The 18,691-nt window shown below is 66.2% G+C and carries 14 protein-coding genes; 8 read left to right on the top strand and 6 right to left on the bottom strand.

The annotated features are described in order from the left end of the window. Nucleotides 1–13 precede the first annotated feature (13 nt). Entirely contained in the window at nt 14–814 is an 801-nt protein-coding gene (locus BKG60_RS29755) for a PaaI family thioesterase (protein WP_070945857.1), read from the bottom strand. Nucleotides 815–876: 62 nt separating this feature from the next. Here BKG60_RS29755 and BKG60_RS29750 point away from each other — a divergent pair, with 62 nt between their 5' ends. The 3 genes from BKG60_RS29750 to BKG60_RS29740 all read left to right on the top strand — a co-directional run bounded on the left by BKG60_RS29750 (nt 877) and on the right by BKG60_RS29740 (nt 9,377). Then, complete coding sequence (locus BKG60_RS29750) at nt 877–2,934, top strand: heavy metal translocating P-type ATPase (RefSeq protein WP_075910377.1); 2,058 nt, start codon at nt 877–879, stop codon at nt 2,932–2,934. 394 nt (nt 2,935–3,328) lie between these two features. Further along, on the top strand, nt 3,329–7,918 hold the full coding sequence (gene gltB, locus BKG60_RS29745; RefSeq protein WP_075910488.1) for a glutamate synthase large subunit: 4,590 nt from the start codon (nt 3,329–3,331) through the stop codon (nt 7,916–7,918). Then, nucleotides 7,911–9,377, top strand: a complete 1,467-nt coding sequence (locus BKG60_RS29740; RefSeq protein ID WP_070185096.1) for a glutamate synthase subunit beta — start codon at nt 7,911–7,913, stop codon at nt 9,375–9,377. The genes gltB and BKG60_RS29740 overlap by 8 nt, the downstream gene beginning before the upstream one ends. A 516-nt stretch (nt 9,378–9,893) precedes the next feature. On the opposite strand, the gene BKG60_RS29735 is transcribed toward BKG60_RS29740, so the two are convergent. Then, entirely contained in the window at nt 9,894–10,745 is an 852-nt protein-coding gene (locus BKG60_RS29735; protein WP_075910376.1) for an LLM class F420-dependent oxidoreductase, read from the bottom strand. A 61-nt stretch (nt 10,746–10,806) separates the two neighbouring features. Between BKG60_RS29735 and BKG60_RS29730 the strand changes: the two genes are divergently transcribed. From BKG60_RS29730 to BKG60_RS29720, 3 genes are all read left to right on the top strand, one after another. Next, nucleotides 10,807–11,376, top strand: a complete 570-nt coding sequence (locus BKG60_RS29730; RefSeq protein WP_075910375.1) for a TIGR03086 family metal-binding protein — start codon at nt 10,807–10,809, stop codon at nt 11,374–11,376. Nucleotides 11,377–11,484: 108 nt separating this feature from the next. Then, on the top strand, nt 11,485–12,831 hold the full coding sequence (locus tag BKG60_RS29725) for an NAD-dependent succinate-semialdehyde dehydrogenase (protein WP_075910374.1): 1,347 nt from the start codon (nt 11,485–11,487) through the stop codon (nt 12,829–12,831). A gap of 6 nt (nt 12,832–12,837) precedes the next feature. Beyond that, nucleotides 12,838–13,845: a PHP domain-containing protein gene (locus BKG60_RS29720; RefSeq protein ID WP_075910373.1), complete on the top strand. Its 1,008-nt coding sequence runs from the start codon at nt 12,838–12,840 to the stop codon at nt 13,843–13,845. On the opposite strand, the gene BKG60_RS29715 is transcribed toward BKG60_RS29720, so the two are convergent. Next, nucleotides 13,834–14,124, bottom strand: coding sequence for a YiaA/YiaB family inner membrane protein (locus tag BKG60_RS29715; RefSeq protein ID WP_070185091.1), 291 nt, complete (start codon nt 14,122–14,124; stop codon nt 13,834–13,836). The genes BKG60_RS29720 and BKG60_RS29715 overlap by 12 nt on opposite strands. Before the next feature lie 76 nt (nt 14,125–14,200). On the opposite strand from BKG60_RS29715, the gene BKG60_RS29710 reads away from it, so the two are divergent. Then, on the top strand, nt 14,201–14,632 hold the full coding sequence (locus BKG60_RS29710; RefSeq protein ID WP_070947244.1) for a hypothetical protein: 432 nt from the start codon (nt 14,201–14,203) through the stop codon (nt 14,630–14,632). On the opposite strand, the gene dinB is transcribed toward BKG60_RS29710, so the two are convergent. Next, nucleotides 14,629–15,834: a DNA polymerase IV gene (dinB, locus tag BKG60_RS29705; RefSeq protein ID WP_075910372.1), complete on the bottom strand. Its 1,206-nt coding sequence runs from the start codon at nt 15,832–15,834 to the stop codon at nt 14,629–14,631. The genes BKG60_RS29710 and dinB overlap by 4 nt on opposite strands. 24 nt (nt 15,835–15,858) lie before the next feature. Beyond that, nucleotides 15,859–16,500, bottom strand: coding sequence for a TetR/AcrR family transcriptional regulator (locus BKG60_RS29700; protein WP_070185109.1), 642 nt, complete (start codon nt 16,498–16,500; stop codon nt 15,859–15,861). Between the two features lie 78 nt (nt 16,501–16,578). Here BKG60_RS29700 and BKG60_RS29695 point away from each other — a divergent pair, with 78 nt between their 5' ends. Further along, the gene (locus BKG60_RS29695) at nt 16,579–18,048 is read left to right on the top strand and encodes a flavin-containing monooxygenase (RefSeq protein ID WP_070185088.1); all 1,470 of its coding nucleotides are present in this window, start codon (nt 16,579–16,581) and stop codon (nt 18,046–18,048) included. Between the two features lie 10 nt (nt 18,049–18,058). Here the strand turns inward: BKG60_RS29695 and rraA are convergent, their stop codons facing one another. Beyond that, nucleotides 18,059–18,538: a ribonuclease E activity regulator RraA gene (gene rraA / locus BKG60_RS29690; protein ID WP_070185087.1), complete on the bottom strand. Its 480-nt coding sequence runs from the start codon at nt 18,536–18,538 to the stop codon at nt 18,059–18,061. Nucleotides 18,539–18,691 lie beyond the last annotated feature (153 nt).

The following is an 18,691-nucleotide window of genomic DNA, read 5'->3' as shown; positions in this document are numbered from 1 at the left end:
GGCCGGGTCCGGCTCAGCGGTATGCGGTCAGCCGGGCCACCAGGGCGGCCTGGCCGTCGTCGCCGACAGCTTGCGCGTCGGCTACTCCGGAGCTTCGTCCGATACGCAATGCCCGTGCCTCATAACGGGATTCGTCACCGCCGCGGAACTGACGCAGATAGTTGACCCGCAGCGAGGCGGTATGCCACGGGCCGCCCGCTCCGTCGCCCAGCGCGGCGGATCCCACGAGCTCGAGCGCCGCGGCGGACACTCCGCCGTGCACGATGCCGATGCTGTTGTTGACAACGGGATCCGGCAACTGCCGCAGCACCGCCGCCTGACCGCCGGTCTCGGCGACCCCGACCGACATCCGTTCTTCGAGCGTGGCGGGAGGCGTCCCCTCTTCCGCGTCGGAAGGCCATGCGACGACGTGGCCTGGGACGTTGATGTGAAACGACCGCACCGTCGCCGTCCCGATCAGGTGAGCGCCATGCGTCAGCTCGGACAGGCTCAATGAACCGGTGCCCTTGGGCCCGAACGGCCTGGCGGTCGCCACCACCGGCACCTCCGGCGCTGCCAGGACGACCTCCAAGGCGTGCGGGATCAGCTCGATGGCCAGCTCGCTGGACACCGTCCACTCGTCGTCATCGCGGCGGTAGTGATTGGCCAGGCCGCCCACGTGATCGACCAACATCGCCAGCGGGGCGAGGGTCGGCAGGTGAGTCAGCGGATTGAGTAGACCGCTGACCGGTATGGAGGCCACGCAGCGGTCCGGGCCCTCCTCGAGGGTTTGGACTGCCATGCGGCCCAGCGGGGTATTCAGCGGATAGTGCATCGCCGACAAGAGTTACGCCCATCGCGGTGGCTATATACCCCCTAGGGGTATACAGTGGCGATATGACCACGACCGAACACGCGATGCATGAGCACGAACACACCGGTCACTCGGGGCATGCCGGGCATGGTGACCACGTAGCGCAGTTCCGCAGGCTGTTCTGGGTCATGGCGGCGTTGGCCGTGCCGACGGTCGCGCTCTCGCCGATGTTCGCGACGCTCCTGGGCTACGACCTTCCGGACTTCCCTGGCGCGCGGTGGATCTCACCCATCCTCGGCACCGTGATGTATCTGTGGGGCGGTCGCCCGTTCCTCACCGGGGCAGTCAGTGAGATACGTTCGCGCGCACCGGGAATGATGCTGTTGATCGGATTGGCGATCACCGTCGCGTTCCTCGCGTCGTGGGGCGCGAGCCTGGGCATGCTGCACCACCAACTGGACTTCTGGTGGGAGCTGGCGCTGTTGATCGTGATCATGCTGCTGGGCCACTGGATCGAGATGCGGTCACTGGCCCAGACCACCTCGGCGCTGGACTCGCTGGCAGCGCTGCTGCCAGACGAGGCCGAACGCGTCGAGGGGGACGGCCCCGCCGAGCGGGTGGTCACGGTGACCCCGTCGGACCTGCGGGTCGGTGACCTGGTGATCGTTCGCCCTGGAGGCAGCGTGCCCGTCGACGGCCGCATCGTCGACGGCGCGGCCGACATGGACGAGTCGATGGTCACCGGAGAATCGCGCACTGTCCGCCGAAGCGTGGACGACGACGTCGTCGCAGGCACCGTCGCCACCGACTCCGGATTGCGGATCCGGGTGACCGCCGTGGGCGACGACACCGCATTGGCCGGCATCCAACGCCTGGTCGGCGAAGCGATGAACTCCTCGTCGCGAGCGCAACGCCTGGCCGACCGCGCGGCAGGCTGGCTGTTCTGGTTCGCGCTGGGCTCAGCGGTGCTCACGGCCCTGGCGTGGACGTTGCTGGGTGAACCTGACCAGGCCGTGGTCCGCACCATCACCGTGCTGGTCATCGCCTGCCCGCATGCCCTCGGCCTCGCCATCCCGCTGGTCGTTTCCATCGCGACCGAGCGCGCCGCCAGGGGTGGAGTGCTGGTCAAGGACCGCCTGGCACTGGAAACCATGCGCACGGTCGGCGCGGTGCTGTTCGACAAGACCGGCACCTTGACCAAAGGCGAGCCGGCCGTGACCGCGGTGATGGCCACCGACCGCGCCGAAAACGACCTGCTGGCGCTGGCCGCCGCCGCGGAGGCGGATTCCGAACATCCCCTGGCCCGTGCCATCGTCGCGGCAGCACAGCGCCGCGGCGTCGACATCCCGGCGGCCAGTGACTTCAGCTCCTCACCCGCGGTAGGGGTGAGCGCCCAGGTCGGTGGGCAGCGGGTGCAGGTCGGTGGGCCGGCCCTGCTCGATCAGGCCGGGCGCACGGCCCTACCCGATGTCGCGGTTTGGGACGGCGCCACCGTGCTGCACGTGCTGGTGGACGGGGAAGTGGCCGGCGCGCTGGCGCTGGCCGACGAAATCCGGCCGGAATCTCGCCAGGCCGTCGACGCACTGCACGCTCGGGGCGTCGAAGTGGTGATGATCACTGGCGACGCTGCCCCGGTGGCCTCCGCTGTGGCCGCTGAGCTGGGCATCGACCGTGTTTTCGCCGGCGTGCGGCCTGAAGACAAAGCCGCGAAGGTCGCCGAGTTGCAACACGAGGGCCTGACCGTGGCAATGGTGGGCGACGGCGTCAACGATGCGCCGGCACTGGCCGCCGCCGACGTCGGCATCGCCATCGGAGCGGGTACCGATGTCGCCATCGCCTCGGCGGGCGTCATCCTCGCCAGCTCCGATCCCCGGTCGGTGCTCTCGGTGATCGAGCTGTCCCGGCAGTCCTACCGCAAGATGAAGCAGAACCTTTGGTGGGCAGCGGGTTACAACCTGATCTCGGTCCCGCTGGCGGCTGGAGTGGCTGCTCCGCTGGGGTTTGTAATGCCGATGTCGGTCGGGGCGATATTGATGTCAGCGTCGACGGTTGTCGTGGCACTCAATGCGCAGTCGCTACGTCGGCTCGACCTACGGCCGGAGGCCGGTGTACGCAGCGTCGTGCGCGCCTCGGGGCGTTGATCATGCAATTCTAAGAATCTGACTAAGCTTTACCGCAAATGACATCTTGCGGGATAATGGCACTGCAGCTGCATATTTATCTTCACTCAGCAAACAAATTGACTGACGGAGGTGATGATCGGCCCAGATGAGGGTTGTCGATCCCGCAACTGGGAATGTGGGAAATGGCAAGGGCTGCAGCGTAATTCGATAGTCCGTCCGAGTAGCTGCGCGCGGGGGAGAACGTCGACATCGAAGTATCGTTAGGCTTAGCTAAGTTGGCATCGGCCACGGTAGTTGCCTTATCGTTTTCTCCACTTATGGCGTGTGGGACATAGCCGTCGTCCAGTGCTGCACGGAGGCGCCCACGCCAAGCCGGCTTCTTCTTAGAAGCGTGTTGAAGGGCAAGGTGGGAATGGCGCCCAGCAAGGTCGGGCTGTACAACCCCGCATACGAACATGATGCGTGCGGTGTGGCAATGGTGGCAGATATTCACGGTCGCCGCAGCCGAGACATCGTGGACAAGGCCATCACGGCACTGGTGAACCTCGAGCACCGTGGTGCCCAGGGTGCCGAGCCGAACACCGGCGACGGCGCCGGCATTCTGCTGCAGGTTCCGGACTCGTTCCTGCGCGAGGTGGTCGACTTCCAGCTTCCGGAACCCGGTAGCTACGCCACGGGAATGGCATTCCTGCCGCAGTCGTCGCGCGACGCCGCAGTCGCGGCCGAAGCCGTCGAGAAGATCGTCGAGGCCGAGGGCCTGCAGGTGCTGGGCTGGCGCGAGGTGCCCACCGACGACTCCTCCCTGGGCGCCCTCGCACGTGACGCCATGCCCAGCTTCCGGCAGCTGTTCATCGCCGGCGCCTCCGGCATGGACCTCGAGCGCAAGGCCTACGTCGTGCGCAAGCGGGCCGAACACGAACTGGGCACCAAGGGCCCGGGCCAGGACGGCCCTGGCCGCGAGACGGTGTACTTCCCCAGCCTGTCCGGTCAGACCTTCGTCTACAAGGGCATGCTGACCACCCCGCAGCTCAAGGCGTTCTACCTCGACCTGCAGGACGAGCGGATGACCAGTGCCCTGGGCATCGTGCACTCCCGCTTCTCCACCAACACCTTCCCGTCCTGGCCGCTGGCCCACCCGTTCCGGCGCATCGCCCACAACGGCGAGATCAACACCGTCACCGGCAACGAGAACTGGATGCGGGCCCGTGAGGCGCTGATCCGTACCGAGGTGTTCGGCACCGACGGACTCGACAAGATCGTCCCGGTCTGTACCCCCGGCGCCTCGGACACCGCGCGTTTCGACGAGGTGCTCGAGCTGCTGCACCTCGGCGGCCGCAGCCTGCCGCACGCCGTGCTGATGATGATCCCCGAGGCGTGGGAACGCCACGAGACGATGGACCCGGCGCGCCGCGCCTTCTACGAATTCCACGACTCGCTGATGGAGCCCTGGGACGGCCCCGCATCGGTCTGCTTCACCGATGGCACCGTGATCGGCGCCGTGCTGGACCGCAACGGCCTGCGTCCCTCCCGCATCTGGGTGACCGAAGACGGTCTGGTGGTCATGGCCTCCGAGGCCGGTGTGCTGCCGCTCGACCCGTCCACCGTCGTCAAGAAGATGCGCCTGCAGCCCGGCCGGATGTTCCTGGTGGACACCGCTCAGGGCCGCATCGTCTCCGACGAGGAGATCAAAGCCCAGCTGGCCGCCGAGCAGCCCTACCAGGAATGGGTCGAGACGGGCCTGTTCCCGCTCGACGAGTTGCCGCCGGGAGACTACGTCCGGATGCCGCACCACCGCGTTGTGCTGCGCCAGCAGACCTTCGGCTACACCTACGAGGAGCTCAACCTGCTGGTGGCGCCGATGGCGCGCACCGGAGCCGAGGCCCTCGGCTCGATGGGTACCGATACTCCGGTGGCCATCCTCTCGGCGCGGCCACGGATGCTGTTCGACTACTTCCAGCAGCTGTTCGCCCAGGTCACCAACCCGCCGCTGGATGCCATCCGCGAAGAGGTGGTCACCAGCCTGCAGGGCGTGATCGGGCCCGAAGGCGACCTGCTCAACCCGGGACCGGAATCCTGCCGCCAGATCGTGCTGCCGCAGCCGATCCTGCGCAACGCCGACCTGTCCAAGCTGATCTGCGTCGACCCCGACCACGAGGTCCGGGGCCGCAAGCACGGTATGCGCGCCGCGGTGATCCGCTGCCTCTACCCCGTCAACCGGGGCGGTCAGGGACTCAAGGAAGCGCTGGACAACGTCCGCGCCAAGGTGTCGGAGGCCATCCGCGAGGGCGCCCGCATCATCGTGCTGTCCGACCGCGAGTCCAACGAGACCATGGCGCCGATCCCGTCGCTGCTGTCCGTGGCGGCCGTGCATCACCACCTCGTCCGCGAGCGCACCCGCACCAAGGTCGGCCTGGTGGTCGAGGCCGGTGACGCCCGCGAGGTGCACCACATGGCGACGCTGTGCGGCTTCGGTGCCGCCGCGATCAACCCGTACATGGCCTTCGAGTCGATCGAGGACATGGTCGACCGGGGCGTCATCTCCGGGATCACCAGCGATCAGGCGAAGGCCAACTACGTCAAGGCCGCCGGCAAGGGCGTGCTCAAGGTGATGTCCAAGATGGGCATCTCCACCCTGGCCTCCTACACCGGTGCCCAGCTCTTCCAGGCCATCGGCGTCTCCCAGGAGGTGCTCGACCAGTACTTCACCGGGCTGAGCTGCCCGGTGGGTGGCATCGAGCTCGACGACATCGCCGCCGATGTCGCAGCCCGCCACGCGCTGGCCTACCTGGACCGCCCCGACGAGCGCGCCCACCGCGAGCTCGAGGTCGGTGGCGAATACCAGTGGCGCCGCGAAGGCGAATACCACCTGTTCAACCCCGACACGGTGTTCAAGCTCCAGCACTCCACCCGCACCGGGCAGTACTCGATCTTCAAGGAGTACACCGCGCTGGTCGACGACCAGAGCGAGCGGATGGCCTCGCTGCGCGGCCTGCTCAAGTTCAAGGACTCCGAAATCAGTGGGCGGCAGTCGATTCCCATCGACGAGGTAGAGCCCGCTTCCGAGATCGTCAAGCGGTTCTCCACCGGTGCCATGAGCTACGGCTCGATCTCTGCCGAGGCACACGAGACACTGGCCATCGCGATGAACCGCCTCGGCGGCCGGTCGAACTCGGGCGAGGGCGGCGAAAGCGTCAACCGGTTCGACCCCGACGAGAACGGCGACTGGCGCCGCAGCGCCATCAAGCAGGTGGCGTCCGGCCGGTTCGGCGTGACCAGCCACTACCTGACCAACTGCTCCGACATCCAGATCAAGATGGCCCAGGGCGCCAAGCCTGGTGAGGGTGGCCAGCTTCCGGGACACAAGGTGTACCCGTGGGTGGCCGAGGTGCGGCACTCGACCCCGGGTGTCGGCCTGATCTCGCCGCCGCCGCACCACGACATCTACTCGATCGAGGATCTGGCGCAGCTGATCCACGACCTGAAGAACGCCAACCCCGGTGCTCGTGTGCACGTGAAGCTGGTGTCCGAGAACGGCGTTGGGACCGTTGCCGCTGGTGTCTCCAAGGCTCACGCCGACGTGGTGCTGATCTCCGGCCACGACGGCGGTACCGGCGCCACCCCGCTCACCTCGATGAAGCACGCCGGTGCCCCGTGGGAGCTGGGCCTGGCCGAGACGCAGCAGACCCTGCTGCTCAACGGCCTGCGGGACCGCATCGTCGTCCAGGTCGACGGTCAGCTCAAGACCGGTCGCGACGTTGTGATCGCCGCGCTGCTGGGTGCCGAGGAATTCGGCTTCGCCACTGCGCCGCTGGTGGTCTCGGGCTGCATCATGATGCGCGTCTGCCACCTCGACACCTGCCCGGTGGGTGTGGCCACCCAGAACCCGGTGCTGCGTGAGCGGTTCAACGGCAAACCCGAGTTCGTCGAGAACTTCTTCATGTTCATCGCCGAAGAAGTCCGGGAACTCATGGCGCAGTTGGGCTTCCGGACCGTCAACGAGATGGTCGGCCAGGTCGGCGCGCTGGACACCACCCAGGCCGCCGAGCACTGGAAGGCCCACAAGCTGGACCTGACGCCGGTGCTCTACGAGCCCGAGTCGGCGTTCATGAACCAGGACCTGTACTGCAGCTCGCGTCAGGACCACGGCCTGGACAAGGCGCTCGATCAGCAGCTGATCACCCAGAGCCGCGACGCCCTGGACAAGGGCACCCCGGTGCGATTCGCCGCGAAGATCACCAACGTCAACCGCACGGTAGGCACCATGCTCGGCCACGAGGTCACCAAGGCCTATGGCGGACAGGGACTTCCGGATGGAACCATCGACATCACCTTCGACGGATCCGCCGGTAACAGCTTCGGCGCGTTCGTGCCCAAGGGCATCACGCTGCGGGTCTACGGCGACGCCAACGACTACGTCGGCAAGGGTCTGTCGGGTGGCCGGATCGTCGTCCGCCCGGCAGACGAAGCCCCGGCCGACTTCGCCGCCGAGGACAACATCATTGCCGGCAACGTGGCGCTGTTCGGCGCCACCAGCGGCGAGGCGTTCCTGCGCGGCCAGGTCGGCGAGCGGTTCGCGGTCCGTAACTCCGGCGCCCACGCGGTCGTCGAAGGTGTTGGCGACCACGGCTGTGAATACATGACTGGCGGCAAGGTCGTCATCCTCGGACCTACCGGCCGCAACTTCGCGGCGGGCATGTCCGGTGGTGTCGCCTACGTCTACGACCCGGCCGGCGTGCTGGGCGAGAACCTGAACACCGAGATGGTGGAGCTGGAAGCGCTGGAGGCTTCCGACATCGAATGGCTGCGCGGCTTCATTGCCGCCCACGTCGATGCGACCGATTCGGCTGTGGGGCAACGGGTCCTATCTGATTGGGATAACGAGTTGAAGCACTTTGTGAAGGTCATGCCGCGCGACTACAAGCGCGTGCTGGCCGCGATCGCCGAGGCCGAACGCGCCGGCGAGAACGTGGACGAGGCGATCATGGCGGCCGCAAATGGCTGATCCTCGCGGTTTCCTCAAGCACACCTCCAAGGAACTCCCCGTCCGCAGGCCGGTTCCGCTGCGCCTCAAGGACTGGAAAGAGGTCTACGAGGACTTCTCCCACGACAAACTGCAGGACCAGGCGTCGCGATGCATGGACTGCGGTATCCCGTTCTGCCACAACGGTTGCCCGCTGGGGAACCTGATCCCCGAGTGGAACGACCTGGTGTACCGGGACCGGTGGCGCGACGCGATCGAGCGGCTGCACGCCACCAACAACTTCCCGGAGTTCACCGGAAGGCTGTGCCCTGCCCCGTGCGAGGCCTCGTGCGTCCTGGGCATCAACCAGGATCCGGTGACCATCAAGCAGGTCGAGGTCGAGATCATCGACAACGCCTTCGACGAGGGCTGGGTTGTACCGAAGATGCCCGACGTGCAGACCGGCAAGAAGGTAGCCGTCGTCGGGTCCGGACCGGCCGGACTGGCCGCCGCACAGCAGCTCACCCGGGCCGGCCACACCGTCACGGTGTTCGAGCGCGCCGACCGCATCGGCGGCCTGCTGCGCTACGGCATCCCCGAGTTCAAGATGGAAAAGCGCCACATCGACCGACGCCTGGAGCAGATGGCGGCCGAGGGCACGCAGTTCCGTCCCGGCGTCAACGTCGGCGTCGACATCACCGTGGCCCAGCTGCGGCTGAACTACGACGCTGTCGTGCTGGCCGGCGGTGCCACCGCATGGCGCGATCTGCCGATCCCGGGCCGCGAGCTCGACGGCATCCACCAGGCCATGGAATTCCTGCCCTGGGCCAACCGCGTCCAGCTCGGCGACGATGTGTTGGGCCCCGACGGTCAGCCGCCGATCACCGCCAAGGACAAGCACGTCATCATCATCGGCGGTGGCGACACCGGCGCGGACTGCCTGGGCACCTCGCACCGTCAGGGCGCGGCCAGCATCCACCAGTTCGAGATCATGCCGCGCCCGCCCGAGACCCGCGCCGACTCGACCCCGTGGCCGACCTACCCGCTGATGTTCCGCGTGTCCTCGGCCCACGAAGAGGGCGGAGAACGAGTGTTCTCGGTCAACACCGAGCAGTTCACCGGCGAGAACGGTCATGTGACCGGCCTGCGCGCACACGAGGTCAAGATGAACGCCGGCAAGTTCGAAAAGGTCGAAGGGACCGACTTCGAGCTCAAGGCCGACCTGGTGCTGCTCGCCATGGGATTCGTCGGGCCGGAGAAGGAAGGCCTGCTCAACAAGCTCGGTGTCGAACTGACCGACCGCGGAAACGTCTCCCGCGACAACAACTTCCAGACCACCGTGCCCGGCGTGTTCGTCGCCGGTGACATGGGTCGTGGACAGTCGCTGATCGTGTGGGCCATCGCCGAGGGCCGGGCCGCCGCCGCGGGTGTGGACCGCTACCTGATGGGCAATACAGCACTGCCGGCAGTGATCAAGCCGACCGCAGCGCCGCAGCGCTGATTTGGTGAATCGGCCTGAACGCTGCAGTCCTTCCATGGTGTTGGGCTGAACTTGAGAGATCCCTTAATTAACTGTTGTGTGCTGCATCACAGCCGCTAGTGCGCCCAAAAGGTGATGTAGATCTCTCGCGGGCCCCATTTTTTCGCCACATTCGTCACATCAGTCCCATCAGAAACACGGGAAGGTTTTTCGGCGTGGCACGCACTGTTTGCCAGGTATCGGGTATCTAATGACGTGGTGAGAGTGCTGCGGTAACGTGGAACTACGGGTACAGCAACCAGATATTCGCAGGAGTGATCACCGTGTACATCAGCCCGATAAGTCGGTCACGGATGGGTCGTATTGCCTGGTCATTGTTCCGTCATCCGATGAAGAGCCGTGAGTTTCCGGCGAAGAACGAACGACTGGTCACGGCAGACGAGCTACTTCGCTTCGGAGTTTGACGAGTATCCGGCACCGTGCACAACGCCCTCGAACCGGCGCGATAGCGCCGATCCGAGGGCGTAGCTATATGTGTCAGCTGCTCAGCTGACCAGAATCCCTGATCGCCTCGGCCAACGGCTCCAGCACTGCCGTGTCATAGGGCGGCGGCAGGTAGATGATCGCCAGATCCAGCCCCTCGGCTCCGAGCGCGGCGGCCTCGTCGACCACCTTCGCGACATCGTGGTCCGGGCCGAGTCGCACATGCGCTGACAGCGTGATCTCTTTGGCGTCGCGGCCGATGTCGGCGCAATGTGCGGCCAGCACGTCACGCTTGCGGGCGAACTCCTCGGGCGGCCCGCCGACGAAGTTCCAGTGGTCGGCGTACTGCGCGGTGATCCGCAGGGTCCGCTTCTCGCCGCTGCCGCCGATGCAGAACGGCGGATGCGGCTGCTGCGGTCCCTTGGGCTCGTTGCGGGCGTCCTTGAGCTGGTAGAACTTGCCGTCGAATGTCGTCGTCTCCTGCGTCAGCAGTCCCTTCAGGACCTGGCAGGCCTCTTCGAACCGGTCGAAGCGCTCCTTGATCGAACCCAGTTCGATGCTGTACGCGCCGGACTCCTCTTCGTTCCAGCCGGCGCCGATGCCCAGTTCCAGACGACCGTTGGAGACGATGTCGAGCGCGGACGCCATGTTCGCCAGCACGGCGGGATGGCGGTAATGGATACCGGTGACGAGCACGCCGACGCGCAACCGCTCAGTGGCCTGCGCCAGCGCGGTCAGTGTCGTCCAGCCTTCGAGACAGGGACCGGTCGAGTCGGAAAAGATCGGGTAGAAGTGGTCGAACGTCCAGCCGGATTCGAAGACGTCGATTTTGTCGGCAGCTTTCCAAATGGCAAGCATGTCGGCCCAGGTCGTGTTCTGCGGGGAAGTCTTGAAAGCGAATCGCACAACAGTCCAAACTAGCCACGTAAGCCGATTAATTCCTGCACTGCGACAGGTCGTCTCTCTCATGGTGGATTTGACGAAAGCTTGTGAGCGCACTGCGAAACTGCTGGAAGGCGTCCGGGATGAGGACCTCGGCAGTCGCACCCCGTGCGAGAAGTTGTCGGTCGCCGAATTGGTGGCGCACATCGGCGGGCTGGCACCGGCATTCGCCGCGGCGGCCCGCAAGGAGCTCGGCGCGCTGACCGATACAGTCCCCGATGACGGTGCCTATCTGCTCGACGACGACTGGCGGAGCCGATACCCCGACGAGCTTGCCCACCTCGCCGAGGCTTGGCGGGTGCCCGAGGCGTGGGACGGGATGACTCGGGTTGCTGGTTTCGACCTGCCGGGAGAGGCGGCCGGCTTGATCGCGCTGACCGAGGTGGTGATTCATGGCTGGGACCTCGCGCACGCCACGGGTCAGCCCTACGACGTCGACGGCGACGACGTGCAAGCCGTACTTGCCCACGTAGCTGCGGTCGCCGCCGAAGGGCCGGCCGAGGGGCTGTTCGGTCCCGCGGTGCCGGCGCCGGATGACGCCTCCCGGTTGGAACGCGCGTTGGCGCTCAGCGGTCGCCGGCCCCGCCCCTGCTGAGCTAGGGCGTGCTGATTCCGCATCTTCGGTGCCATTTGATCGCTGCAATCGGTAGTCTCAGGCAAGGAAATGTGCGAAATCCAGCGATAAGACCATCTGGGAGTGAACATGAGCGAGTACGCAGTCACCGATCCGGCGACCGCCGAGGTGGTCGCCACCTACCCGACCTCGACCGACGCCGAGATCCAGGCCGCGATCGAGGCTGCGGCCAAGACTGGGCGCAGCTGGGCGCGTACCACCACGGTGGCCGAGCGGGCCGCGCTGATCGGTAAGGTCGCCGCCCTGCACGAGCAGCGCCGCGAACAGCTCGCCGACGTGATCGTCCGGGAGATGGGCAAGCCGCGCGATCAGGCCCTGGGTGAGGTCGACTTCAGCGCCGCCATCTACCAGTACTACGCGGACAACGCCGAGAAGTTTCTTGCCGACGAGGAGATCACCCTGCTCGACGGCGAGGGCACCGCAGTGGTCAAGCGGGGCCCCGTCGGGGTGCTGCTCGGCATCATGCCGTGGAACTACCCCTACTACCAGGTCGCCCGATTCGCCGGACCAAACCTGATCGTAGGCAACACAATTCTGCTCAAGCACGCCCCGCAATGCCCCGAATCCGCCGAACTGCTGCAGCTGATCTTCCTCGAGGCCGGGCTCCCGCAGGGTGCCTACGTCGACATCCGTGCCACCAACGACCAGGTCGCCGAGATCATCGCCGACCCCCGAGTGGCCGCGGTGTCGCTGACCGGTTCCGAGCGGGCGGGTGCCGCGGTGGCCGAGATCGCCGGCCGCAACCTCAAGAAGTGCGTGCTGGAACTCGGCGGCTCCGATCCGTTCATCGTGCTGTCCACCGATGATCTCGACGCGACCGTGGAGGCCGCGGTCGAGGGACGGATGGAGAACACCGGCCAGGCCTGCAACGCCGCCAAGCGCTTCATCGTCGCCGAGAACCTCTACGACGACTTCCTGACCAAGTTCACCGAGAAGCTGCTGGCCGCCGCCGACGGAATCGCCCCGCTGTCTTCGGAATTGGCTGCCGAGCGGCTGGAGCGGCAGGTCAAGGCCGCTGTCGACCAGGGGGCGAAACTGACCTCGGCGGGGGAGCGGCGCGGCACCTTCTACCCGCCGGCGGTGTTGACCGGCGTCACCGAGGACAACGATGCCTACCGGCAGGAGCTGTTCGGCCCGGTGGCCGTGGTGTACAAGGCCGGTTCCGAGGACGAGGCCGTCGAAATCGCCAATGACACCCCGTTCGGGTTGGGCTCCTACGTCTTCACCACCGATGCCGATCAGGCCGCGCGGGTGGCCGACCGCATCGATGCGGGCATGGTGTTCGTCAACGCGGTCGGCGCCGAGGGCGCCGAACTGCCGTTCGGCGGGGTCAAGCGGTCCGGTTTCGGCCGCGAGCTGGGCAAGTTCGGCATGGATGAGTTCGTGAACAAGAAGCTCATCCGCACCGTGAGCTGACCGGCCATGGACCCGGTGACGGCGCTGCGGCAGATCGCCTACTACAAGGACCGCGCGCGGGAAGACCCGCGACGGGTGATGGCCTATCGCAATGCCGCCGACGTCGTCGAGGCATTGACCGATGCCCAGCGGGAACGGCTGGGTGCGTCGAACAGCTGGCAGTCGTTGCCGGGGGTGGGGCCCAAGACCGCGAAGGTGATCGCCCAGGCATGGGCCGGGCGGGAACCCGACACCCTCGTGGAATTGCGTTCGGCAGCTGAGGATCTCGGTGGCGGTGACGTGCGCGCGGCGTTGCGCGGTGACCTGCACGTGCACTCGAACTGGTCAGACGGATCCGCCCCGATCGAGGAGATGATGCTGGCCGCGCGCGACCTGGGTCACGAGTACTGTGCGCTGACCGACCACTCGCCGCGCCTGCGGGTGGCCAACGGGCTGTCCCCCGAACGATTGCGCGAGCAGCTCGATGTCATCGACGAAATCCGCGAACTCGTGGCACCCATGCGCATCCTCACCGGGATCGAAGTCGACATCCTCGAAGACGGGTCCCTGGATCAGGAACCCGAACTGCTGGAGCGCCTCGATGTGGTGGTGGCCAGCGTGCACTCGAAACTCGCCATGGACTCGGCGTCCATGACGCGGCGGATGATCAAAGCCGTTTCGAACCCGCACACCGACGTACTCGGGCACTGCACCGGACGCCTGGTCACCGGTGGGCGTGGCATGCGTCCCGAGTCGAAATTCGATGCGGACAAGGTCTTCACCGCCTGCCGTGATCACGGCACCGCCGTCGAGATCAACTCCCGGCCCGAGCGCCGTGACCCACCCACCCGCTTGCTGAACCTCGCGCTGGACATCGGCTGCCTGTTCAGCATCGACACCGACGCCCACGCACCGGGCCAGTTGGATTTCCTCGGCTACGGAGCCCAGCGGGCCCTGGACGCCGAGGTGCCGATCGACCGGATCGTCAACACCTGGCCCGCCGGACAACTTCTGGACTGGACCTCACGCGGCTGACGTGAACGGATTGTGTTCGGCGATCAGCTTTTCCATCCTCGCCTCGTCGAGCCGCACCCGAATGGTGGTGGCCTCCTGCTGGTCGCGGATCACCTTGGCCAGCGTGAACGAGCTCGTCACGAGAAACAGGACGGTCATCGCCAGGAACAATCGCTGCCACAGGTCCAGCGGCAGGAACAGGACCCCGCCGAGCAGGCCGAGAAAGCTTGCGCCGAAAGCGATGGCGGCCTGCAGGGAGAATGCGGCGGTGACTCTGGAGGTGTCGTTGAATGTGCTCATGTCCTGAAGCCTGACGCAGCACTCGAATCGCCGGATGCGTGAGACTACTCAAAACTCTGCGGTCTAAGCTCAGCCGATGCATGCGGATCTCGGCATCGACACCGTCATCACCCTGCTGGCCGCCGGCCTGATCTTCCTGCTGGCGTTGGTGCTCGGGGTGTGGAAATACCGGCAGATGGCCACCAGCGAGAACCACCTGGCCCACCCGTACGTCGACATCGCCCACCGGGCCGCGCTGCTGTACTCGTTCGCGACGCTGCTGGTTGCGGTGTTCGTCGAACTCAGCGCCTGGCCCACCTGGGTGAACCTCACCGCGGCGATGGTGCTCGTGCTGTTCTTCGTCGTCGCGATCGGCGCCTATATCGAGCACGGTGCCAAACGGGACACCACCAACCAATTCGAAAAGCCCACGCCCGCGCTGCACGCCGGGATGATCGCGCTCATCGTCGGCGAGATCGGCGGCTTCGCCGTGCTGCTCGCGGGATTCGTTGCCGCGCAGTTCTTTTAGTACGGCAGCGTGGGCATCTCCAGGCCCGGATCGCGCCTGACCAGCACGCCACGGGTCAACATCGCATTGCCGAACCGCTGACGCACCTCGTCGATGGCGCCGTCGATGGCCACCGGATCTGGCTCCGAATCAAACGGCAGTTCCAACTGCTGGCTGCCCTGGTGGTCGATGTTGGACACGGCGAACCCGATCAGCGTCAACCCGCGCTCGGCGATGACGGGTGCGGCCGCCGTCACCAGTGCGCGGGCTGCGGCCAGGATCGCGTCGGTGGAGGCAGTGGCCCGAGGCAGGGTGTGCGACCGGGTGGCCCGGCCGAAGTCATCGAAACGCAAACGCAATACGACAGTGCGCCCGGTACGTCCGGCCCCACGCATCCGTCGGGTGATGCGGTCGATGAGGTTGACCACCACGACGTCCACCTCCGCGGCCGACATGGTGTTGCCGCGTCGTCCCAGGGCGCGTTGGGCCCCGACGGAGCTGCGTCGGACGCCCGTCGTCACCCGGCGTCGATCGATGTTGCGCGACAACGCATACAGCTGTCGCGCCATCGCGCCACCGACCATGGGGCGCAGGGCCGACTCGGGCAGCTCGGCGACATCGGCGACCGTCTCGATACCGTGCGCATGGAGCTTCTCGGCGGTTTTCGCGCCGACACCCCACAGCCGGCGCACCGGCAGCGGGTGCAGGAACGCCAACTCGCGGTCGGGCGGGACCAGCAGCAGGCCGTCCGGCTTGGCGACCTGGCTGGCCACCTTGGCCAAGAACTTGGTGCGGGCGATCCCGACGGTGATGGGCAACCCCACCTGCTCGCTGACCTGCTCGCGCAGCCGGCGGGCGATCTCTACCGGGGTGCCGGATACCCGGCCCAGGCCGGACACGTCGAGAAACGCCTCATCCACTGACAGCGGCTCCACCACCGGCGTCGTGTCGTGGAAGACCTCGAACACGTGCCGGCTGGCTTCGGTATAGGCCGACATGCGCGGCGGCACCACCACGGCCTGCGGGCACAACGCCCGTGCCTGGCCCCCGCCCATCGCCGTACGCACCCCGAATGCCTTGGCCTCATAACTGGCCGCCAGCACCACCCCGCCGCCCACGATCACCGGGCGCCCGCGCAGGGCGGGATCGTCGCGCTGCTCGACCGATGCGTAGAACGAATCGAGGTCAGCGTGCAGGATGGCCGCACTGTCGGACACGAACATATGTTCGCATAGTGGGTGGACGAGCTAGAAGCCCTCGCCGTAGATGCTGGTCAGCCAGATGTGGGCGAGGGTGTCCACCACGTTGTCGTAGGCGACCGCGGGCTGTTCAGTGCTCAATGCCGCCATCATCGTCCGCTCGTTCATCAGGTTGAGCGAAGTCGCGAGGTCCATGGCGGGGATGGTCTCCGGGGCGGCGCCCCGCTGGCGTTCGGCGGTGATCAGCGAGGCAGTCAGGGCGATCCATTTCTGCATGAGCCCCAGCCAGAACGCGCGGAATTCCGGACTGCTGTTGAGCGCCTCGGTGCCGGCGCGTGCGGTGGCCGGATGTGAGGCGAACGAGCTGAAGAAGATCTCGATTCCGTGCCGGATCGCCCGCTTGGGGTCGGACGGCATGTCCTCCAGCGCGCTGTCGAAGCCGGTGTCGGCCCGCTTGATCAGTGGATCGATCAGTGACAGCAGGACCGCTTCCTTGGACGGGAAGTAGAAGTAGAACGTCGGGCGCGAGATGCCGGCGCCTTTGGCCAGGTCATCGACCGATATGTCGGCGAACTTCTTGGTTTCCAGCAGCTGCCTGGCGGTCGCGAGAATCGCCGCTTCGCGGTCGTCGCCCGAGGGACGGGCGGCCCGGCGACCGCGCGGCGCGCGCGTCGTGCTGGAGCTGGTCACACCCAGCACCCTAACACCGCGTTGAATTTATCAACAGGGTGTTGACCGGTTCAACACCCTGTTGATACCGTCGGTCCCATGAACGAACACTTCGATGTTGTGATCGTCGGCGCCGGCATCTCCGGCATCAGCACGGCCTGGCACCTGCAGGACCGTTGCCCCACCAAGAGCTACGTAATCCTGGAACGCCGGGAGAACATCGGCGGCACCTGGGACCTGTTCAAGTACCCGGGCATCCGCTCCGACTCGGACATGTTCACCCTCGGGTTCCGGTTCAAGCCGTGGGAGTCCGCAAAATCCATCGCCGACGGCCAGTCGATCTGGAACTACATCAACGAAGCCGCCGATGAGTACGGCATCCGCAACCACATCCGCACCGGCCACCGTGTCCTGTCGGTGGACTGGTCGGACGCCGACAACCGCTGGACCGTGAACGTCGAGCACGACGGCGAAGCCAAGCAGATCACCGCGTCGTTCCTGTCGGTGTGCAGCGGCTACTACAACTACGACGAGGGCTACTCGCCCGAGTTTCCGGGGGCCGAGGACTTCAAGGGCCAGATCATCCATCCGCAGCACTGGCCCGAAGATCTCGACTACGCCGGCAAGAACGTGGTCGTGATCGGGTCCGGTGCCACCGCTGTGACACTGATCCCGTCACTGGTCAACGGCGGCGTCGGCCACGTCACGATGCTGCAGCGCTCGCCCACCTACATCGGCTCGCTGCCGCTGGAAGACCCGGTCGCGCTGCGGACCAACAAGTACCTGCCGAAGAACCTGGCGCACTTCGTCAACCGGTGGAAGCAGATCGGCTACAGCACCGGCCAGTACCAGGTTGCCCGCAATTTCCCCGCGGTGTTCAAGAAGGTGCTGCGCCGGATGGCCGAACGCCGGCTGCCCGAGGGCTTCGACTACGACAAGCACTTCAGCCCGCGTTACAACCCGTGGGACGAGCGAGTCTGCCTGGCGCCCAACGGCGATCTGTTCAAGGCCATCCGCTCGGGCAAGGCCGGCGTGGTCACCGACACCATCGAGACCTTCACGGAAACCGGCATCAAGCTGACCTCCGGTGAGGAACTGCAGGCCGACATCATCGTCACCGCGACAGGGCTGAACATGCAGTTGTTCGGCGGGGCGACCGCCAACCGCAACGGTGAGCCGATCGACCTGACCAAGTGCATGACCTACAAGGGCCTGATGCTTTCGGGTGTGCCGAACATGGCCATCACCTTCGGTTACACCAACGCGTCCTGGACTCTCAAGGCCGACCTGGTCTCCGAGTTCATCTGCCGCCTGCTGAACTACATGGATGCCAACGGGTTCGACCGCGTCGAAGCGCAGCACCCCGGTGACGCCGTCGACGAGCTGCCGTTCATGGACTTCACCCCCGGGTACTTCCGGCGGGCCATGGACAGCCTGCCCAAGTCGGGTTCGGAGGCGCCGTGGAAGCTCAAGCAGAACTACTTCTTCGACATGCGCACGATCCGCTACGGCAAGGTCGACGAAGAGGCCTTGATGTTCACCAAACACCGTGCCGCAGTGACGGTTTAACCCGTTCGCGCTAGGGCGCGACGACCACGATGCCGTCCTCGTCGGCATAGGCGATCTCGCCCGGCACGAACGTCACCCCGCCGAAGCTGACCTCGACGTCGCGCTCGCCCTCGCCGGTCTTGGTGCCCTTGCGCGGGTTGGTACCCAGCGCCTTGATCCCGACGTCGATGGTGCGCAACGCGGCCGCATCGCGCACCGCGCCGTGCACGATCACCCCGGACCAGCCGTTGTCGGCCGCCAGGCCGGCGATGATGTCGCCCACCAGCGCGGTGTGCAGCGAGCCGTTGCCGTCGACCACCAGCACGCCGCCGTTGCCGGGCGTGGACAGGATGGATTTGAGCAGCGCGTTGTCCTGGAAGCATCGCACCGTGGTGATCGGCCCGGCGAACATGGCCTTGCCGCCGTAGTTCTGCAACTGCAGATCGCAGCTACGGACGTCGGGGTAGATCTCGTCGACCAGGTCAGCGGTGGCGCGGGGTTCGATACTCACCCGGCGATTATCGCAGCCCGCTAGCGGCAATGCCGCGCAGTTAGGGGTGTCGGTCGGTTGTCAACCGTCGAGGATTTCGATGGTGATGGCGGTGGTGTGGTTGGTGCGGTCGATGGCACCTTTGGCGCGGTGCTTGGAGATGGCTCTTTTGAC

It is taken from the genome of Mycobacterium syngnathidarum (assembly GCF_001942625.1).
In the GTDB taxonomy this organism is placed as follows: Bacteria; Actinomycetota; Actinomycetes; order Mycobacteriales; family Mycobacteriaceae; genus Mycobacterium; species Mycobacterium syngnathidarum.
Note: the sequence above shows the minus strand (reverse complement) of the source record. Positions and strands in the feature narration are given on the sequence as shown.